This is a genomic window from Bradyrhizobium sp. CCBAU 051011 (assembly GCF_009930815.1).
Classification (GTDB): Bacteria; Pseudomonadota; Alphaproteobacteria; order Rhizobiales; family Xanthobacteraceae; genus Bradyrhizobium.
The window spans coordinates 874120-891372 of record NZ_CP022222.1 but is presented as its reverse complement, the minus strand read 5'-3'; the positions used below and the strand labels follow the sequence as shown (position 1 = coordinate 891372).

Sequence of the window (17253 nt, the reverse complement as noted above, 5' to 3'; positions counted from 1 at the left end):
ATCACCCATGTCGCGCCAATGCTTGCGGCTGCCATACCCGTCATACGCGGGACGCGGAGCGGTGTTACCAGGAAGGCCTTCCGGTTCTTGCCAAATTGCGGTGTTTATGCGCAATGGAACCTTCTATAAGGGTTCCCGTTAGACCACGTTCTCCCATCAGTTCGGACATCACCCCATGACCTTCACGCTGCCCAATCTCCCCTATTCCCACGACGCCCTTGCACCCCACATGTCCAAGGAAACGCTGGAATACCACCACGACAAGCATCACCAAGCTTACGTGACCAACGGAAACAACGCGATCAAGGGGACAGAATTCGAAGGCAAGTCCCTGGAGGAGATCGTCAAGGGTTCGTTCGGCAAGAATCCGGCCGTGTTCAACAATGCCGGCCAGCACTACAACCACCTGCACTTCTGGAACTGGATGAAGCCGAATGGCGGCGGCAGCAAGCTGCCCGGCCGTCTGGAAAAGAAGATCACCGAGGATCTCGGCGGTCTCGAAAAGTTCAAGGCCGATTTCGCCGCCGCCGGCGTCGGTCAGTTCGGCTCCGGCTGGTGCTGGCTGTCGGTCAAGAACGGCAAGCTCGAAATCTCCAAGACCGCGAACGGCGAAAGTCCGCTGGTCCATGGCGCCACGCCGATCCTCGGCTGCGACGTCTGGGAGCACTCCTACTACATCGATTATCGCAACCGCCGTCCCGACTATCTGAAGGCGTTTTGCGATCATTTGATCAACTGGGACTATGTCGACGAGCTGTACGGCAAGGCCGGAGCGTAAGCCGATCAAAGCCGCTGACACCGTCATTGCGAGCCAACGGGTCGCGTGAATGCGCGTCCGATGACAGGCTCCACGAAGCAATCCATCTATCCGTTATGCCGAGATATGGATTGCTTCGTCGCTTCACTCCCTTGCACAAACGCTTCGCGTTTGTCGCAGGCAATGACGGGGCTGCGATTCCTCAGGGGCGGTAGCTGCGGCTGCCGCCCCTTTTTGTTGGCACATATGCCGTCCGATCCTTGCGGCGACCACCGGCTTGCGGCACAAGCGGCAATGCCGGGTGACTTCGCTGACATGGGATAAAGCTGCGATGAGCTATCTGCTGGTCTTTGTCGGTGGCGGCCTTGGCGCCACGCTGCGCCATCTCATCAACGTCACCTGCGCCCGCTGCCTCGGTCCCGGATTTCCCTGGGGCACCTTTATCATCAACATATCAGGCTCGACCGTGATGGGGCTGATTGCGGGCTATCTCGCCTTCAAGGGTGAGGCCTCGCAGCCCTGGCGGCTGTTTTTGATGACCGGCATCCTCGGCGGCTACACCACGTTCTCGGCCTACTCGCTCGATGCGGCGCTGCTCTATGAGCGCGGCGAACTCACGCTGGCGGCGCTTTACGTGATCGGCTCCGTCGTGCTCTCGATCGCCGGGCTGTTCGCGGGCCTCGCGCTGGTGCGCCAGTTCAGCTGAACCAATAGCCCGTACGAACACGGGCCGCGTGACGTGCCCGCATGGGCATGCCTGAGAGCGCATGGGTATCGTGCGAGCTTCCGTTTGCGTCGTCACTTCAGCGGGACTAAGCAGGGTGGACGAGCATCACCCGCCCACACGATTGCCTTGTCAGAACATCAGATAAAAGATCCGGCGCCTGCCGATGAAGCCGAGCCAAAACCGCGGCGTGCCCGCAAGCCGGTCGGCTGGTCGATGATCGTGATCGGGGCGCTCGTCGCGGTTTGCGCAGGCCTCGTCTGGCGGCGCGACGGCATCGACGGCGTGCTCAAGATACTCACCCACGATCTCTGGCTGTTCGGCGAAATCATGCCGCGCGTGCTGGCCGGCTGCCTGCTAGGTGCATTCATCGCGGAAATTCTGCCGCACGAAAAAGTCTCGCGCTCACTCGGGCCGGAATCGGGCTTGAAGGGCCTGCTAATCGGAACAGCGTTCGGCGCGATCCTGCCCGGCGGCCCCTTCACCGCCTATCCGGTGGCGGCGGCGTTGCTGACCGTCGGCGCCGATTTCGGCGCCACCATCGCGATGGTGGTGAGCTGGACGCTGATCGGCTACGGCCGCGCGGTCGCTTGGGAGTTGCCTATCCTCGGCACGGAATTCACGCTCTGGCGCGCGGTGATCTCGCTGCCGATCCCCGTGTTGGCCGGCGCGCTCGGCCGCTTCGTCTATGTGCGGATGTATCCGAAAAAGACGTCGGAGCCACCGTCATGACGCTCTCCGCGCTGATCATCGACGTCACCCTGTGGGGCTCGGTCGCCGTTCTCGGCTTCATGGCCTGGCGGCGCGGCCGCGTCGTGCTGGTGTCGTCGGTGCGCGAAGGCTCGACGGATTTCATCAACATCGTGCCGCGCATCGCACTCGGCGTGATCGGCTCGGGCTACATCGCCGCCGTCATCCCGCCGGAAGTCATCACGGGCTGGCTCGGCCCCGACAGCGGCTGGTTTGGCGTCTTGACCGCTGTCATCGCGGGGGCGGCGACGCCGGGCGGCCCGGTGGTCGGCTTCTCGATCGGCGCAGTGGCGCTGAAGGTCGGCGGTGGCACGCCGCAGGTTATCGCCTATGTCGTCGCCTGGGCGCTGTTCGCCTTCCAGCGCATGATCCTCTGGGAAATCCCGTTCATGCCGGCCAGGTTCGTCTGGTTTCGCGCGGCGGTGTCGGTGCCGTTTCCGTTTCTCGCGGCAGCGATCGCGATGGTGATCGGGAAACCGTGAAGGCGGGTAAGCTCTGCGACAACCACCCTTAGGTGCAGTCGTATCGTGACGACGGATCGTTGTGGCGGAACCCCTACGATGCCCTCATCGTTAAGAATTCATGAAAGCCGTGGGCGCCGCATTTGTTGCCGTCTTCGTGTTGTGGGTCGTTGACGTCAACTTCAACGGCAGCCGTTACACCAACGTTGTCGTGCAGCTGATCCGGCCCGCGGCCTCATCAATTGGCATTCGGATTTAAGGTGGTCGCGAAGGCACTGGCCCAGCCGCGGTGATATCTTCAGTTGAGCTGCAGCGAACGTCGGCCGAACAACGTCGTTTTCGCAACGATCCAGATCCCGAGCAAGGCGAGCCACGCTGCGCACATCACCGCCAGCGGGTGAGACGGGATTCCTTTCGAGGGCCACAATTCCCAAAGCCAATACGCTTGAGCGAGTCCGGGCAGCAGGAGCGTATATAGACCAAGGTCCGGCGCATAGACTCCCGTAATGTTATAATATAACGTTTTCCCATGTCGCACGCCCATCCCCACGACCACGCCCATCACCACCACGGTCACGCCCATAGCCATGGCCCGGCAATGCCGCATCCGGCGCAGGCTGCGCCCTGGTCGATCCTGCGCATGACCGTCGTGGCCCGGCTCGCCGCGGCGCTCGCGGTCTCGGCCGCCCTGTGGGCCGTAGTGCTGCTGGCGATGAGGTGAAGCATGGCCGTGCAGATCAAATTCCGGAACGTCACGCTCGGCTATGACCGCCACCCGGCGGTGCACCACCTCAATGGCGAGGTCGCGCCGGGCGCGCTGCTGGCCGTGATCGGGCCGAACGGCGCCGGCAAGTCGACGCTGTTGCGCGGGCTCGCCGGAATTCTGAAACCGCTGTCGGGATCGATCGATCTCGGCGGTCTCGATATCAGGGACATCGCCTATCTGCCGCAGAGCGTCGACATCGATCGCAGCTTCCCGATCTCGGTGTTCGATTTCGTCGGCAGCGGCCTGTGGCGTTCGACCGGTCCATTCGGCGGCATCGGCAAGGCTGCGCGCGAGAAGATCCTGGCGGCGCTCGCCGCCGTCGGGCTCAACGGTTTTGAAAATCGCTCGATCGGCACGCTGTCGGGCGGGCAGATGCAACGCATGCTGTTTGCGCGGGTGCTACTGCAGGATGCCCGACTGATCGTTCTGGACGAGCCGTTCAACGCCATCGACGCCAAGACATCGGCGGACCTGATCGCGCTGGTCGGGCGCTGGCACGGCGAGGGGCGCACCGTGCTGGCGGCGCTGCACGATCTGGAGATGGTACGAAGCCACTTCCCCGAAACGCTGCTGCTGGCGCGCGGGCCGGTCGCGTGGGGGCCGACCGCCGACGCGCTGACACCGGAAAACCTGCTCGTGGCGATGAAGATGTGCGAAGCCTTCGATGACAGCGCCGCGGCTTGCGCCGCCGATATGCCGTCGCGAGCGGCCTGATGGTGTACGACGCGCTGTTCGCGCCCTTTATCGAATTCGAGTTCATGCGCCGCGCGCTCGCCGCCGTGACCGCGCTGGCGCTTGGCGCGGCCCCGATCGGCGTGTTCCTGATGCTGCGGCGGATGAGCCTTGTCGGCGACGCGATGGCGCATGCGATCCTGCCGGGTGCTGCGATCGGCTTCTTGGTTTCCGGGCTCAATCTGTTCGCGATGACGACCGGCGGATTGATCGCGGGCTTTACGGTGGCGCTGCTCGCCGGCCTTGTCGCGCGCAACACCGAGCTGAAGGAAGACGCTTCGCTTGCGACCTTCTACCTGGTGTCGTTGGCGCTCGGCGTCACCATCGTCTCCATCAAGGGCACCAATATCGACCTGTTGCACGTGCTGTTCGGCAACATCCTCGCAATGGACGACCAGACACTGCTCGTCATCGGCTTCAACGCCACCATTACGCTTTTGGTGATGGCGGTGATCTATCGTCCCCTGGTGATCGAATGCGTTGATCCGGTGTTTTTGCGTACTGTCTCTCGCGCCGGCGCGCCCGCGCATCTCGCCTTCCTGGCGCTGGTCGTCATCAATCTCGTCAACGGCTTTCACGCGCTCGGCACGCTGCTCGGCGTCGGCCTGATGATCCTGCCTGCGGGGATCGCGCGCTTCTGGTCGCGCGACATCACCGGCATGATCTGCATCGCGGTCGCCAGCGCCATCGTCTCCGGCTATGCCGGGCTGGTGCTGTCGTTCCAGACCAAGATTCCCTCAGGCCCCGCGATTATTTTGGTCGCCGCGGTGCTGTATATCGTGTCGCTGTTGTTCGGCCCTGTCAGCGGCCTGGTCCGGCAGATGTTCCCCGGCCGGCATCTCGAGGCATAGTCATGATCCGGCTCTGGCTCATCGCTCTCGCCTTGATTTCGGCTATCGGCCCGGCCCGCGCCGCGGATCGCCTCAACGTCGTCGCCAGCTTCTCGATCCTCGGCGATCTCGTCCGCAATGTCGGCGGCGATCGTGTCGCCGTCACGACGCTGGTCGGGCCCGATGGCGACGCGCATGTCTATACGCCGACGCCGGCGGACGCCAAGAAGATGGCCGATGCCAAGCTCGTCTTCGTCAACGGCCTTGGGTTCGAGGGCTGGTTGTCGCGGCTGGTGAAGTCCGCCGGCGGCAAGGCGGCCATTGTGACCGCGACGACGGGCGTCACGCCGCTCAAGCTCGGCTCCAACGCCGATCCGCACGCCTGGCAATCCGTTGCCAATGCGAAGATCTATGTCGCCAATATCCGCGACGCGCTGGTGGCCGCCGATTCCGCCGGCGCCGAAACCTTCAAGTCCAACGCCAGTGACTATCTGGCGCAACTCGACGCGCTTGATCGCGAGGTGCGCGAGGCGGTGGCGAAAATTCCGGAAGGCCGCCGCAAGGTGATCTCGACCCACAATGCCTTCGGCTATTTCGCGAGCGCCTATGGCATCGAGTTCATCGCGCCGCTCGGCGTCTCGACCGAATCCGAGGCCAGCGCCCGCGACGTCGCGCGGATCATCACCCAGATCCGGGCCGCCAAAATACCGGCAGTTTTTATGGAAAATATCACCGACCCCCGCCTGATGGGCCGGATCTCCGCCGAGACCGGCGCCAGGGTCGGCGGAACGCTCTATTCCGACAGTCTGACGGGCGAAAAGGGCGATTCTCCCACTTACATTGCGATGGTCAGGCACAATATAAAGGCCCTGACCGGCGCGCTGAGCCCATAGGGCAGGGGCCTCCCTGCTGCTCGCGCGCTACAATTCCGTTCCGGAGCTATTATGTCTGAATTGTCGTCCCAAAAAATTCCAGTGACCGTGCTGACGGGCTATCTCGGCGCCGGCAAGACCACGCTGCTCAATCGCATCCTGTCGGAAAACCACGGCAAGAAATACGCCGTCATCGTCAACGAATTCGGCGAGATCGGCATCGACAACGACCTCATCATCGGCGCCGATGAGGAAGTGTTCGAGATGAACAATGGCTGCGTCTGCTGTACCGTGCGCGGCGACCTCGTCCGCATCATGGACGGCTTGATGAAGCGCAAGGGCAAGTTCGATGCCATCATCGTCGAGACCACGGGCCTCGCCGATCCCGCGCCGGTAGCGCAGACCTTCTTCGTCGACGAGGATGTGCAGAAGAACGCAAGGCTCGACGCGGTCGTCACTGTCGCCGATGCGAAGTGGCTTAGCGACCGCCTGAAGGATGCGCCGGAAGCCAAGAACCAGATCGCGTTCGCTGACGTCATCGTGCTGAACAAGACCGACCTCGTCTCCAAGCCGGAGCTGGCCGAAGTCGAAGCCCGGATTCGCGGTATCAATCCGTATGCAAAGCTGCACCGCACCGAGCGCTGCAAGGTGGCGCTGGCGGATGTGCTCGAGCGCGGCGCGTTCGATCTCGATCGCATCCTGGAAATCGAGCCGGAATTCCTCGATGCCGGCGACGGTCACGACCATGACCACGATCATCACCGCGGTCATGACCACCATCACCACGATCACAGCCACAGCCATGGCGGGTTGAAGCATTACCACGACGAGGACATGCAATCGCTGTCGCTGCGGTCGGACAAGCCGCTCGACCCGACGTTATTCATGCCTTGGCTGCAGAACCTTGTCGCCACCGAGGGGCAGAAGATTTTGCGCTCGAAAGGCATCCTCGCCTTCACCGACGATGACGACCGCTACGTCTTTCAGGGCGTGCACATGATGCTGGAAGGCGATCATCAGCGGAAGTGGAAGGAAGGCGAGCCGCGCGAAAGCCGCGTCGTCTTCATCGGCCGCGAATTGCCTGAAAAGGCGATCCGCGACGGTTTTGAAAGCTGTATCGTCACGTGATGACACAGTTTGATCCGGGCGAAAGGCCTTCCATCGCTTCCATCACCGACCAGGTGCGGCGGGTCGCTATCGGCGTGACCGCAACCGCGGTGCATTTCCTCGGCGACACCGCGGTGTTCGTCGGCGCCGAGGAAAACGCGGCGATGGTCAATGAGGCGGGCGAAGTTTCGAAAGTCGCTATCCATGGCGGCGCCATCCTCTGCGCCGCGTCCGACGGCAAGCGAATCGTCACCGGTGGCGACGACGGCAAGGTCGTTGCCTTGAACGCAAAGGGCGAGACGTCGGTGCTGGCGACCGACGCCAGGCGTCGCTGGATCGACAATGTCGCGCTGCATCCCGATGGCGCGGTGGCATGGTCGGCCGGCAAGACGGCATTCGTCCGCAGCGGCAAGGGCGAGGAGAAAGCCTTCGATGCGCCCTCGACCGTCGGTGGGCTTGCCTTCGCGCCGAAGGGCCTGCGCGTTGCAATCGCTCATTACAACGGCGTGACGCTGTGGTTTCCCAACATGGCGGCAAAGCCGGAATTTCTGGAATGGGCCGGTTCGCATCTGGCCGTCACCTTCAGCCCCGACAATAAGTTTCTCGTCACCGCCATGCATGAACCGGCGCTCCATGGCTGGCGGCTCGCGGACAGCAGGCACATGCGGATGAGCGGCTATCCCGGCCGCGTCCGCTCGATGTCGTGGAGCGCGGGCGGCAAGGGGCTCGCCACGTCCGGCGCCGATACCGTGATCATCTGGCCGTTCACCAGCAAGGACGGTCCGATGGGCAAGGAGCCTGCGATGCTGGCACCGCTGCAGGCGCGTGTCTCCATGGTCGCCTGTCATCCGAAGCAGGACATCATGGCGGCGGGTTATAGCGACGGCACCGTGCTGATCATTCGGCTGGAGGACGGCGCGGAGATTCTGGTGCGTCGGAATGGCAGCGAAGCGGTCTCGGCGCTTGCCTGGAACGCCAAGGGCACGCTGCTGGCGTTCGGCACCGAGGACGGCGACGCCGGGATGCTGGAATTTTAATCGATCCGTCGTACTCAGCCGCTATGTGGGGGCATGCGGTTTCTAACGACCTTCCAGATTCACGATTTCATCGACACGCTGGTCAGCCTGACCACGGCGTTTGCGCTCGGCACCTTGATCGGTGCGGAGCGGCAATATAGGCAGCGCACTGCGGGCTTGCGAACCAACGTGCTTGTCGCCGTTGGCGCGGCGGCCTTCGTCGACCTCGCGATGCACCTGACCGGTGCTGACGGTGCGGTGCGCGTGGTTGCCTATGTGGTGTCGGGGATCGGTTTCCTCGGCGCCGGCGTCATCATGAAGCAGGGCATGGACGTGCGCGGCCTCAACACTGCGGCGACGCTGTGGGCGTCGGCCGCGGTCGGATCCTGCGCCGGCGCCGACCTGGTCGTGCAGGCGGTGGTGCTCACCGTCTTCGTGATCGCCGGCAATACGTTGCTGCGTCCCCTCGTTAACGCGATTAACCGTATTCCGCTGAACGAGCAGTCGTCGGAAGCAACCTATTATTTCAAGCTTGCGGTCACCCCTGAAGCGCTGCCGGATATGCGCGACCGCCTCGTGGAGAGGCTGGAAGCCGCCAACTATCCGGTGGCCGATGTCAATGTGGTCGAACTCGGCGACGATCTCCTGGAGATCGTGGCAACGCTGGTCAGTACCGCGGTCAATCCCAACGAACTAAACCCTATCGTTGTCGATCTGCAGCACCAACCCGGCGTGAGGCACGCCACTTGGGAAGTGAGTACGACGGATTAGTTCCGCGCGGAGAGCGCTGTTCCACCGCAGGCGTTCCGCGGAACCAGGCTTCGCCATGATCGTTGACGTCGCGAACAGTTTCGTGGGGTTGAATGACATGCCTGCCGATGACCGCCAACGCGAATACCGACGGGAAATGCTGCTCGCGTCCACGCTGATCGCGGCCGGGCTGGCCGTCTCGGCGCTTGCGCTGACCGCGCTCAACGCCCGTGATCCTCAGCAGATTGCGCAGGCGACGCCGCCGACGCAATCGACGCCGGGCGCGGAAACCAAGCCGACCGGGCCGCCACCCGAGCCACCCACGACCGGCCAACGTCCCTCGGACGTTCCGCCGCAGCCGGCGCGCCCCGATCCGGATGCGCAGAAGTCGGGCGCTCAGCCCGCGCTGCCGCCCGCGCCGGCGGAGAAGGTTGCGCCGCCGATCCGCGAGAAATGATCCCACTTCCGTTGCACTGATTGTGCAATCGCGAAATCGTGGGCCGCCGAGCTTCGGCTGCGCTTGCTGACGCATTCCTGTGCAGTCATGTGACCCATCCGCGCATCAATTGGTAGCAGGGGGCGCAGGCACAGCCTCCGAACGCCTTGTGTTGATCCCCAACAAGCGGTTAGGCTTGCTGCAATAACAGCCGGCAGGCCTGATAACAGCCGGCACGCCAGGGAGTGACGCATGCGTGAGTTAACGCCTGATACGATCACGGACGCCGTGCTCGACCAGATGGCGACAACGCCGGACCCACGCCTCAAGACGATCATGGCGTCGGCAGTCAAGCACCTCCATGCCTTCGCGCGCGAGGTCAACCTGACCCCGGCGGAGTGGATCAAAGGCATCGAATTCATGACCGCCGCCGGCAAGATGTGTTCGCCGGAACGGCAGGAATTCATCCTGCTATCCGACACGCTCGGCCTATCGGCGCTCGTCAATGGTCTGCACGACGCGACCGCCCTGGAAGAAGCCACCCATACCAGCCTGCTTGGCCCATTTTACCGCGAGGCCACGCCGACGCTCGCGGCAGGCAGCTCGATCGCCAAGAATCCGAAGCCCGGCAGTGAATGCGTGCTGTATGGCCGCGTCACCGATGCTACGGGCAAACCGGTCGGCAACGCCACCGTCTCGATCTGGCAGACCGGCGCCGACGGTCTCTACGATATCCAGGCCAGCGCGACCTCGGTCGATTACCGCGGTGTGTTTAGCACCGACGCGGACGGAATCTACGTGCTGCGCACCGTCAAGCCGCTCGGCTATTCGATCCCGATGGATGGACCCGTCGGCACCATGGTCAAGGCGCAGGCGCGGCATGGCATGCGGCCGGCGCATATTCATTTCCTGGTCGGCGCCGCGGGCTATCGCGAACTCGTCACTGCGCTCTATCTGCGCGACGATCCCCATCTGGCTGATGACGTCGTGTTCGGCTCGTCGGGCGATCTCGCCGTCGATGTGGTCGCCAACGATCCGGATTGCCCGATCAAGGGCATGCCGAGCATCCGCTTCGACATGCGCTTGTCGCGCGAGAGCGAGGCCGACAAGACCAGCGGGCGCGTCGGCGCCGATCCGTCGGCAATCATGAAAAAGGCCAGAAACGAACCCGCCCCGGCGGGCGCCGGCTAGTTCGACCTGGCACGATCCACTTCACCGCAGCCGGGCGAAGATCCGGCGGAAGCAGAACGACAACGGCACATAAGGGGGAATTAATGAAACGCAGAACATTCCTGGGCGGCGCCATGGCTGTCGCCGTGGTTGGACACGGTTCGGACGCGTTGGCGCAGCAACCGCCGATCAAGATCGGCATGTCGATGCCGCAGACCGGCGGTCTCGCCGGTGGCGGCAAGGCGTCGCTGCTCGGTATCGAGATCTGGCGCGACGACATCAATGCGAAAGGCGGTCTGCTCGGCCGCAAGGTCGAACTCGTTGTCTATGACGACAAGTCGAGCGCCTCGGAGACACCGGCGATCTACGCCAAGCTGGTCGACGTCGATAAGGTCGATCTGTTGTTCGCCCCCTATGCGACGGTGCCGACCGCCCCGATCATGCCGTTCGTCAAGCAGCGCGGCCTGTTGCTGATGGGCAATTTCTCGTTCCAGGTGAACAGCAAGGTCGGCCACGACATGTGGTTCAACAATGCGCCCTGGGGGCCGGCGGATAGCTGGGCGGCCTCGTTCCTCGATCTGGCGCAGAAGGCCGGCGGCAAGAACATGGCGCTGCTGACGGCGGACCAGGAATTCGCGCAGAACCTCGCACTCACCGCGCGGGATGTCGCCAAGAAGCGAAATCTCCCCGTGGTCTTCGACCAGGTCTATCCGCCGAACACCGTGGAATTCGCCTCCATCATCCGCGCGCTCAAGGCCGCCAAGCCCGACATCGTCTATGTCGCGTCCTATCCGCCTGACTCCGCGGGCATCCTGCGCGCCGTGAACGAAATCGGGATCGGCGACGACGTCAAGATTTTCGGCGGCGGCATGGTCGGCCTGCAGTTTGCCGCCGTGATGTCGAACCTCGGCTCGCTGCTCAACGGCGTCGTGAACTACAATACGTGGCTGCCGGAAAAGAGCATGTATTTCGACGGCACCAAGGAATTTTTCGACAAATACACAAAGCGTGCCATCGAGGCCAAGGTCGATCCACTAGGCTATTATCTGGCGCCGTTCGGCTACGCGATGGGCGAGATGATCGCGGCGGCGGTCAATTCCACCAAGTCGCTCGACCAGAAGGGCATCGCCAAATATTTGCGCGAGAACGAGCACAAGACCATCGTCGGCCCGATTGCTTTCGCGGCGGATGGCGAGCGCAAGGAAACCGCGACGCTGCAGGCGCAATTCCGGGGCGTGAAGGACAAGGACATCGAACAGTTCCGGTCCTCCGGCAAGCAGGTAATCCTGTTCCCCGACAAGCTGAAGACGGGTGATCTCATCAGTCCCTTCGAGGCGGCACGTAAGTAGGCCTCGTGGCTTTTCCGGCTCGGAGCCAAGGGGGGATCTGAATTGTTTTCGATGGACCTGCTGCTTGGCGCAGTGGTGCTCGGGGTGCTGCTCGGCTGCTTCTATGCAGCCGTCAGCGTCGGGCTGTCGGTCTCGTTCGGACTGCTCGACGTTCCCCATGTCGCGCATCCGGCCTTTCTGGTGCTCGCGTCCTATGGCGTGTACCAGCTCAACGACAGCTATGACATCGACCCGTTGCTGGCGGGCCTCGCCATCACGCCGCTGTTCTTCCTGTTCGGCCTGCTCGCCTACCGCGTCTATTACGAGACCTTCGAGCGGCGCGGCAGCGACGCCGGCGTCCGCGGCATCGCGTTCTTTTTCGGCATCGCCTTCATCATCGAGGTCCTGATCATCCTGCAGTTCGGCGTCGACCAGCGCTCGGTCTCGGCGACCTATATCGGCAAGTCCTGGCGGTTCGGCGAATTTCGGATACCGATCCGGCAGTTGGTCGCGTTCGCGGTGGCGCTGGCGCTGACGGTACTGCTTGCGGTCTATCTGTCGAAAACCTTCATGGGCCGTGCGATCCGAGCGGTCGCGCAGGACGAGGAGGCATTGCGGCTGATGGGCGCCAACCCGGTCCGCATCAAGCAGTTTGCCTTCGGCATCGCCACCGCGGTGCTCGGGATCGCCGGCGCGCTCCTGATCATCGTGGCGCCGGTCGAACCGACGCTCGACCGCGCCTATATCGGGCGCACCTTCTGCGTCGTCGTCATGGCCGGGCTCGGCAGCATCAGCGGCACGCTGATCGCCGCCATCATCCTCGGTGTCGCCGAGTCGATCGTGCTGACGATGTTCGGCGCCTCCTGGGCGCCGGCAATCTCGTTCGCCATGCTGCTCGGCGTGCTCGCCGTCCGCCCGCAAGGTCTGCTCGGCCGATGAACAAGCGCAGCCACAGCATCATATTCTGGGCCGGCGTGGCCGTCTTCCTCGTCGCCGTGCTGTCGATGACCCAGATCGTCCGCAACGAATATCCGTTTTTCGCCGGCTACGTCATCCTGCAGTTCATCGCGCTGGCGGTGGCCTGGAGTATCCTCGGCGGCTATGCCGGCTACGTCAATTTCGGAACCAACGCTTTTTTCGGCGTCGGCGTCTATACGGCGGTCGCGCTGTTCAAGGCGACCGGGGCGCCGCTCGTGGTGCAGATCGCCGTTGCCGCCATCGTCGGCATGCTGCTCGGCTTTGGCGTCGGCCTCCTCACTTTGCGGATGCGCGGCATCTTCTTCTCGATCGCGACGATCGCGCTTGCCATCATCATCGAGACCTTTGTGATGAATTGGCGGTTTGTCGGCGGCGCGGCCGGCATCCAGATCCAGCGGCCGCCGGTGATGGCGCCGTTCGACTCTTACGTGAAGATGCTGTTCTTCGTGCAGGCGATTCTGGTGGTGATTGCCGTCGGGATCGCGCGCTACATCCAGAATTCCCGGATGGGCCGCGGGCTGCAGGCGCTTCGGGATGATGAACTCGCCGCCGAATGCACGGGTGTGCCGACATTGAAGCTCAAGCTGGTGGCCTGCATGATCTCGGGCGCGCTGATGTCGGCCGTTGGAGCGCCGGCAGCAATGTACCTGCAGTACGCCGACCCATCCTCCGCATTCAATCTCACTTATTCCGTCTCGGCGCTTGCCATGTCGCTGATCGGCGGCACCGCGCACTGGATCGGCCCGGTGCTCGGCGCCATCCTGCTCGGCTCAACGCAGCAGTTCCTTGCGGTGACCATATCGTCAGAAATCAATGTGTTGGTGCTCGGCATCATGCTGGTGCTGTTCGTGGTCGGCGCGCCCAAGGGTATCATTGGGCTGCTGCGGCCGCGCTATCGTCTGCGCGCGGGAGGCAAGCAATGACTACGGCTGCCGCACCCGACGCGCCGTTGCTGCAGGTGGGAACGCTGACCAAGACCTTTGGCGGCTTCACCGCGCTCGACAATATCAGCGTCGACATCCGGAAGGGCGAACGGTTCGGCCTGATCGGCCCGAACGGCTCAGGCAAGACCACGCTGATCAACTGCATCTCCGGCGCGCTGAAACCGCAGGTCGGCAGCGTGGTGTTCTGCGGCGAGGACATCACGCAATTGCCGCCGCATCTACGTGCACGCCGCGGCATCGCCCGCAGCTTCCAGATCCCGCGTCCCTTCAAGAGCATGACGGTGCTCGAAAACCTCATGGTCGGGCTCGACTTCGCCGCCGCCGGTTCAGTCGCGGCGGAGGAAGAGATCGCGATGTCGATCCTGACGCGGATGGGGCTCGCCTCGAAGGCCGGCGCCTCCAGCGACACGCTGAGCCAGGTCGAACTGCGCAAGATGGAGCTTGCCCGCGCCATGGCGGTGCGGCCGAAGCTTCTGATTTCCGACGAGGCGATGGCGGGGCTCTCATCTTCCGAAGTCGACGAAGTGCTCGATCTCCTGATCAGCCTCGGCGAGGAAGACATCACCATCATCATGATCGAGCACATCATGCAGGCGGTGATGCGGTTTTCGGAGCGGGTGATGTGCCTCGACGCCGGAAAGATCATCGCGCTCGGTGCGCCCGCCGAGGTGATGGCCAACAAGCGGGTGCAGGAGGCCTATCTTGGCACTTAGCCTTGCCATCGAAGGTCTCGATGCCGGCTACGGCGCCGTCAAGGCGCTGCGCGGCGTCACGCTGCATGTCGAGGCCGGCGAGACCGTGGCCCTGCTCGGCACCAACGGCAACGGCAAGAGCACGTTGATGAAATGCGTCATGGGCCTGGTCCGTCCGGACAGCGGCCGGTTGGCGCTTACGATCGACGGCGTGGCGCATGATCTGACAAGACTGTCGCCCGAGGCGATCGTCGATCTCGGCGTGGCGCTGGTGCCGGAAGGACGGCGGCTGTTTCCCAAGCTGACGGTGACGGAAAACCTGATGCTCGGCGCGTTCCGCAAGGCCGCGCGCTCGACGATCGACGGCAATCTCGCGCTCGTGTTCGACACCTTTCCGGTGCTGAAGGAGCGGCGCAGCCAGCTCGCCGGTACCATGTCCGGCGGCCAGCAGCAGATGCTGGCGATCGCGCGGGCGCTGATGTCATCACCGCGGCTGCTTCTGATCGACGAGCCTTCGGTCGGGCTGTCGCCGCTATTGGTGTCCCAGACCATTTCCAAGATCGGCGAGCTGAAGCAGCGTGTCGGCCTGACCGTGCTGATGGCGGAACAGAATTTCAACCAGGCGATCCGGATCGCCGATCGCGGCTACATCATCGTCCACGGCGAGATCGCGGTCGCCGCGCAGTCGGTTGACGAGCTGAAGGCCAACGACATCGTCAAGCGGCTCTATCTCGGCGGCGTCGTCTGACTGTTATGACGGCATCGTGACGTTCTGCCGCTTCTTCAGCCTCGCTAGCTGCCATCATCTGCCCCATAATCTCATTGCGTCAGTTCAGATGACAAATGGGGCAGGCCATGAAGATCGATGACGTCAGGCGAACCGCCTATTCGATGCCGCTGACCAACCCGTCGTTTCCGCGGGGGCCGTACCGCTTCTTCAACCGAGAATTTTTCGTCATCACCTATCGCACCGACCCCGAGGCGCTCGCCGCTGTCGTGCCCGAGCCGCTCGAAGTCGCGGAGGCCGTCGTCAAATACGAATTCATCCGCATGCCTGATTCAACCGGCTTCGGTGATTACACCGAGACCGGCCAGGTCATTCCGGTCCGCTTCAAGGGCGAAGAGGGCATCTACGTTCATTCGATGTACCTGGACGACGAGGGACCGATCGCCGGCGGCCGCGAACTCTGGGGATTTCCAAAGAAACTGGCGAAGCCGAAAATCGCCGTCGAGAGCGATGTGCTGGTCGGCACGCTGCATTACGGCTCGGTGCTGTGCGTCTCCGCCACCATGGGCTACAAGCATCGCGCGGTCGATCACGACGCGGTGCTGAAAGGGATGAAGGCGCCGAACTTCATGCTCAAGATCATCCCGCATGTCGACGGTAGCCCACGGATTTGCGAGCTGGTGCGCTATTATCTCGAAGACATCACGCTGAAAGAGGCATGGACTGGCCCGGCGGCGCTCGGCCTGTTCCCACATGCGCTCGCCGACGTCGCCCGGCTCCCGGTGCACGAAGTGGTCTCCGCGCTGCATTTCAAGGCCGACCTGACGCTTGGCCTGGGAACGGTGGCGTTCGACTACATGGCAAGGTAAGGGGCGAGCGGCTTACCTGGCGATCACTGCGCGCCCCTCAGCGTGCAGGCGGTTGAGCAGGTCGTCACAACGCCGCGCTCGCAGGCGATGCACACCGCGACGCACTGCTTCTTGTCCTTGGGATTGTACTGGCTGTAGAGCTTGCGCGCGCAATTGTCTATCGAGCCCGTCACCTCGGCATAGCTGTTGCCCTCAGGCGCGCACGCAGCCAAGGCCGCGGCCGACAGGATGATGGCAATGATGACGCGCATGTTGGTTGCTCCAACCGGAGCCGTCGCGCGGATAAAGCGGCGACGGCCATGGGCCCTCGCAGGAATTCACCCTTCAGGATGGCGCGATCGAGTTAATCGAGGGTTACGGGGAACTGCAGTTCCCGTGGGTAGTTCTACGCCGGGCGAGGCGATGTGCGCTGCAGCGGGAACCAGCGGGATCGCCCGCCGGCCGCACGGCGACGCGCTGTCACTTCTTCAGGCTAATGAACGGCTCGAACGCCTCCTTGCCGGTCCCGAAATGCTCGTAGATCGACGCGGATTTGTTCATCAGCTCGTAGGTCCGATCCTGGTCCGCGCCCTCACGTTTGTCCTTGAAGGTGGCAATGAGCATGATCGCCGTCATGTAGTTTCCGAACGCGGCTTGCTCGGCGGCGAGCAGATCCTTCAGCCGCGCATCGCGGGCAAAGAAGTCGGACAATGTCGTCTTGATGCCTTCGTCCTTTGCGGACAGGGACTGCGTCGACCAGAAAGCCGATGCCAGCGTCAGCAGCCGGCGGAATTTTTGCGAGTCGGCCTTGCACTGATATTTTTCGCAGGCCGCTTTCGTCATCACGTCGTCGCGCCCCTTGGGTGTGAGCGTATTACCGAACTTGCTCATCATGTAGGCCATGCGCAGGGCATCGCTGACCATCGGGTCCTCGGCGCTTGTATAGTTTTCGAGGATGCGCTGGATGAAGACGGTCTTGCCCGACGCCATGTAGGCGCCGATCAGGGCGTCGTTGTCGCCGGGGATTGCCGAAGGCCTCACCGCCTCCAGCGTCGGGACGCGTCCTGCCTGCAGTTTATCGAGCAGCGCAGTGAGCTGGTTGGCGGCGGCATATTTTTGCGTTTCATCCGACAGGCCAGCCCGGTACAGGCTGTAGAGATATACCTGCTTCACGTTGTTGGAAGGTTCGTTCTTGAGCAGACGTTCCCGCTCTTCGGGAGACGCCTTGAACACTTCGGCAAGGAAGCCGACAAGCGTGTCCGGAGCGGATCGCGGCACCATCTGCCGGAACTGCGCCAACGTTTCATCGATGCAGGGGGGCGACTTGCTGCGGTAGTAACTCGCCATGCAGTTTCCGTCCGCCGC

The 17253-nt window shown here is 63.2% G+C and carries 23 protein-coding genes; 20 read left to right on the top strand and 3 right to left on the bottom strand.

Annotated features, from left to right (window positions below):
* Nucleotides 1–175: 175 nt before the first annotated feature.
* The 5 genes from ACH79_RS04335 (at nucleotide 176) to ACH79_RS04315 (ending at nucleotide 2951) form a co-directional block, all read left to right on the top strand.
* The gene (locus ACH79_RS04335) at nucleotides 176–778 is read left to right on the top strand and encodes a superoxide dismutase (RefSeq protein ID WP_057838947.1); all 603 of its coding nucleotides are present in this window, start codon (nucleotides 176–178) and stop codon (nucleotides 776–778) included.
* A 310-nt stretch (nucleotides 779–1088) separates the two neighbouring features.
* Nucleotides 1089–1463 carry a fluoride efflux transporter CrcB gene (gene crcB, locus ACH79_RS04330; protein ID WP_161849922.1) on the top strand — a complete coding sequence of 125 codons (375 nt, stop codon included), beginning with the start codon at nucleotides 1089–1091 and terminating at the stop codon, nucleotides 1461–1463.
* A gap of 147 nt (nucleotides 1464–1610) precedes the next feature.
* The gene (locus ACH79_RS04325; RefSeq protein ID WP_161849921.1) at nucleotides 1611–2213 is read left to right on the top strand and encodes a permease; all 603 of its coding nucleotides are present in this window, start codon (nucleotides 1611–1613) and stop codon (nucleotides 2211–2213) included.
* Nucleotides 2210–2713: a hypothetical protein gene (locus ACH79_RS04320; protein ID WP_161849920.1), complete on the top strand. Its 504-nt coding sequence runs from the start codon at nucleotides 2210–2212 to the stop codon at nucleotides 2711–2713. The genes ACH79_RS04325 and ACH79_RS04320 overlap by 4 nt, the downstream gene beginning before the upstream one ends.
* A gap of 100 nt (nucleotides 2714–2813) precedes the next feature.
* Entirely contained in the window at nucleotides 2814–2951 is a 138-nt protein-coding gene (locus tag ACH79_RS04315; protein WP_161849919.1) for a hypothetical protein, read from the top strand.
* Between the two features lie 39 nt (nucleotides 2952–2990).
* On the opposite strand, the gene ACH79_RS42860 is transcribed toward ACH79_RS04315, so the two are convergent.
* Nucleotides 2991–3275 carry a hypothetical protein gene (locus tag ACH79_RS42860; protein ID WP_202639387.1) on the bottom strand — a complete coding sequence of 95 codons (285 nt, stop codon included), beginning with the start codon at nucleotides 3273–3275 and terminating at the stop codon, nucleotides 2991–2993.
* Between ACH79_RS42860 and ACH79_RS04310 the strand changes: the two genes are divergently transcribed.
* The 15 genes from ACH79_RS04310 (at nucleotide 3222) to ACH79_RS04240 (ending at nucleotide 15909) form a co-directional block, all read left to right on the top strand.
* On the top strand, nucleotides 3222–3413 hold the full coding sequence (locus ACH79_RS04310) for a hypothetical protein (protein ID WP_161849918.1): 192 nt from the start codon (nucleotides 3222–3224) through the stop codon (nucleotides 3411–3413). The two genes, ACH79_RS42860 and ACH79_RS04310, sit on opposite strands and share 54 nt — an antisense overlap.
* Before the next feature lie 3 nt (nucleotides 3414–3416).
* Nucleotides 3417–4172, top strand: coding sequence for a metal ABC transporter ATP-binding protein (locus ACH79_RS04305; RefSeq protein ID WP_161849917.1), 756 nt, complete (start codon nucleotides 3417–3419; stop codon nucleotides 4170–4172).
* Nucleotides 4172–5041 carry a metal ABC transporter permease gene (locus tag ACH79_RS04300; protein ID WP_161849916.1) on the top strand — a complete coding sequence of 290 codons (870 nt, stop codon included), beginning with the start codon at nucleotides 4172–4174 and terminating at the stop codon, nucleotides 5039–5041. The genes ACH79_RS04305 and ACH79_RS04300 overlap by 1 nt, the downstream gene beginning before the upstream one ends.
* 2 nt (nucleotides 5042–5043) lie before the next feature.
* Entirely contained in the window at nucleotides 5044–5913 is an 870-nt protein-coding gene (locus tag ACH79_RS04295) for a metal ABC transporter substrate-binding protein (protein WP_161849915.1), read from the top strand.
* Nucleotides 5914–5964: 51 nt separating this feature from the next.
* Entirely contained in the window at nucleotides 5965–7020 is a 1056-nt protein-coding gene (locus tag ACH79_RS04290) for a GTP-binding protein (RefSeq protein ID WP_161849914.1), read from the top strand.
* Entirely contained in the window at nucleotides 7020–8036 is a 1017-nt protein-coding gene (locus ACH79_RS04285) for a WD40 repeat domain-containing protein (RefSeq protein WP_161849913.1), read from the top strand. The genes ACH79_RS04290 and ACH79_RS04285 overlap by 1 nt, the downstream gene beginning before the upstream one ends.
* 33 nt (nucleotides 8037–8069) lie before the next feature.
* Nucleotides 8070–8786: an MgtC/SapB family protein gene (locus ACH79_RS04280; RefSeq protein WP_161849912.1), complete on the top strand. Its 717-nt coding sequence runs from the start codon at nucleotides 8070–8072 to the stop codon at nucleotides 8784–8786.
* A 55-nt stretch (nucleotides 8787–8841) separates the two neighbouring features.
* A complete protein-coding gene (locus tag ACH79_RS04275; RefSeq protein WP_161849911.1) occupies nucleotides 8842–9222 on the top strand; it encodes a hypothetical protein in 381 nt (126 codons plus the stop codon).
* A gap of 231 nt (nucleotides 9223–9453) precedes the next feature.
* Nucleotides 9454–10392 carry a dioxygenase gene (locus ACH79_RS04270; protein ID WP_161849910.1) on the top strand — a complete coding sequence of 313 codons (939 nt, stop codon included), beginning with the start codon at nucleotides 9454–9456 and terminating at the stop codon, nucleotides 10390–10392.
* Between the two features lie 83 nt (nucleotides 10393–10475).
* The gene (locus tag ACH79_RS04265; RefSeq protein ID WP_161849909.1) at nucleotides 10476–11720 is read left to right on the top strand and encodes an amino acid ABC transporter substrate-binding protein; all 1245 of its coding nucleotides are present in this window, start codon (nucleotides 10476–10478) and stop codon (nucleotides 11718–11720) included.
* A gap of 51 nt (nucleotides 11721–11771) precedes the next feature.
* The gene (locus ACH79_RS04260; RefSeq protein ID WP_246738416.1) at nucleotides 11772–12638 is read left to right on the top strand and encodes a branched-chain amino acid ABC transporter permease; all 867 of its coding nucleotides are present in this window, start codon (nucleotides 11772–11774) and stop codon (nucleotides 12636–12638) included.
* On the top strand, nucleotides 12635–13600 hold the full coding sequence (locus tag ACH79_RS04255) for a branched-chain amino acid ABC transporter permease (protein ID WP_161849907.1): 966 nt from the start codon (nucleotides 12635–12637) through the stop codon (nucleotides 13598–13600). Before ACH79_RS04260 ends, ACH79_RS04255 begins: the two co-directional genes overlap by 4 nt.
* On the top strand, nucleotides 13597–14334 hold the full coding sequence (locus tag ACH79_RS04250; RefSeq protein ID WP_161849906.1) for an ABC transporter ATP-binding protein: 738 nt from the start codon (nucleotides 13597–13599) through the stop codon (nucleotides 14332–14334). The genes ACH79_RS04255 and ACH79_RS04250 overlap by 4 nt, the downstream gene beginning before the upstream one ends.
* On the top strand, nucleotides 14324–15061 hold the full coding sequence (locus ACH79_RS04245) for an ABC transporter ATP-binding protein (RefSeq protein WP_161849905.1): 738 nt from the start codon (nucleotides 14324–14326) through the stop codon (nucleotides 15059–15061). Before ACH79_RS04250 ends, ACH79_RS04245 begins: the two co-directional genes overlap by 11 nt.
* A gap of 107 nt (nucleotides 15062–15168) precedes the next feature.
* On the top strand, nucleotides 15169–15909 hold the full coding sequence (locus ACH79_RS04240) for an acetoacetate decarboxylase (RefSeq protein WP_161849904.1): 741 nt from the start codon (nucleotides 15169–15171) through the stop codon (nucleotides 15907–15909).
* 23 nt (nucleotides 15910–15932) lie between these two features.
* On the opposite strand, the gene ACH79_RS04235 is transcribed toward ACH79_RS04240, so the two are convergent.
* Both ACH79_RS04235 and ACH79_RS04230 read right to left on the bottom strand, forming a co-directional pair.
* Nucleotides 15933–16160, bottom strand: a complete 228-nt coding sequence (locus ACH79_RS04235) for a hypothetical protein (RefSeq protein ID WP_161849903.1) — start codon at nucleotides 16158–16160, stop codon at nucleotides 15933–15935.
* A gap of 208 nt (nucleotides 16161–16368) precedes the next feature.
* Nucleotides 16369–17235, bottom strand: a complete 867-nt coding sequence (locus ACH79_RS04230; protein ID WP_161849902.1) for a hypothetical protein — start codon at nucleotides 17233–17235, stop codon at nucleotides 16369–16371.
* Nucleotides 17236–17253 lie beyond the last annotated feature (18 nt).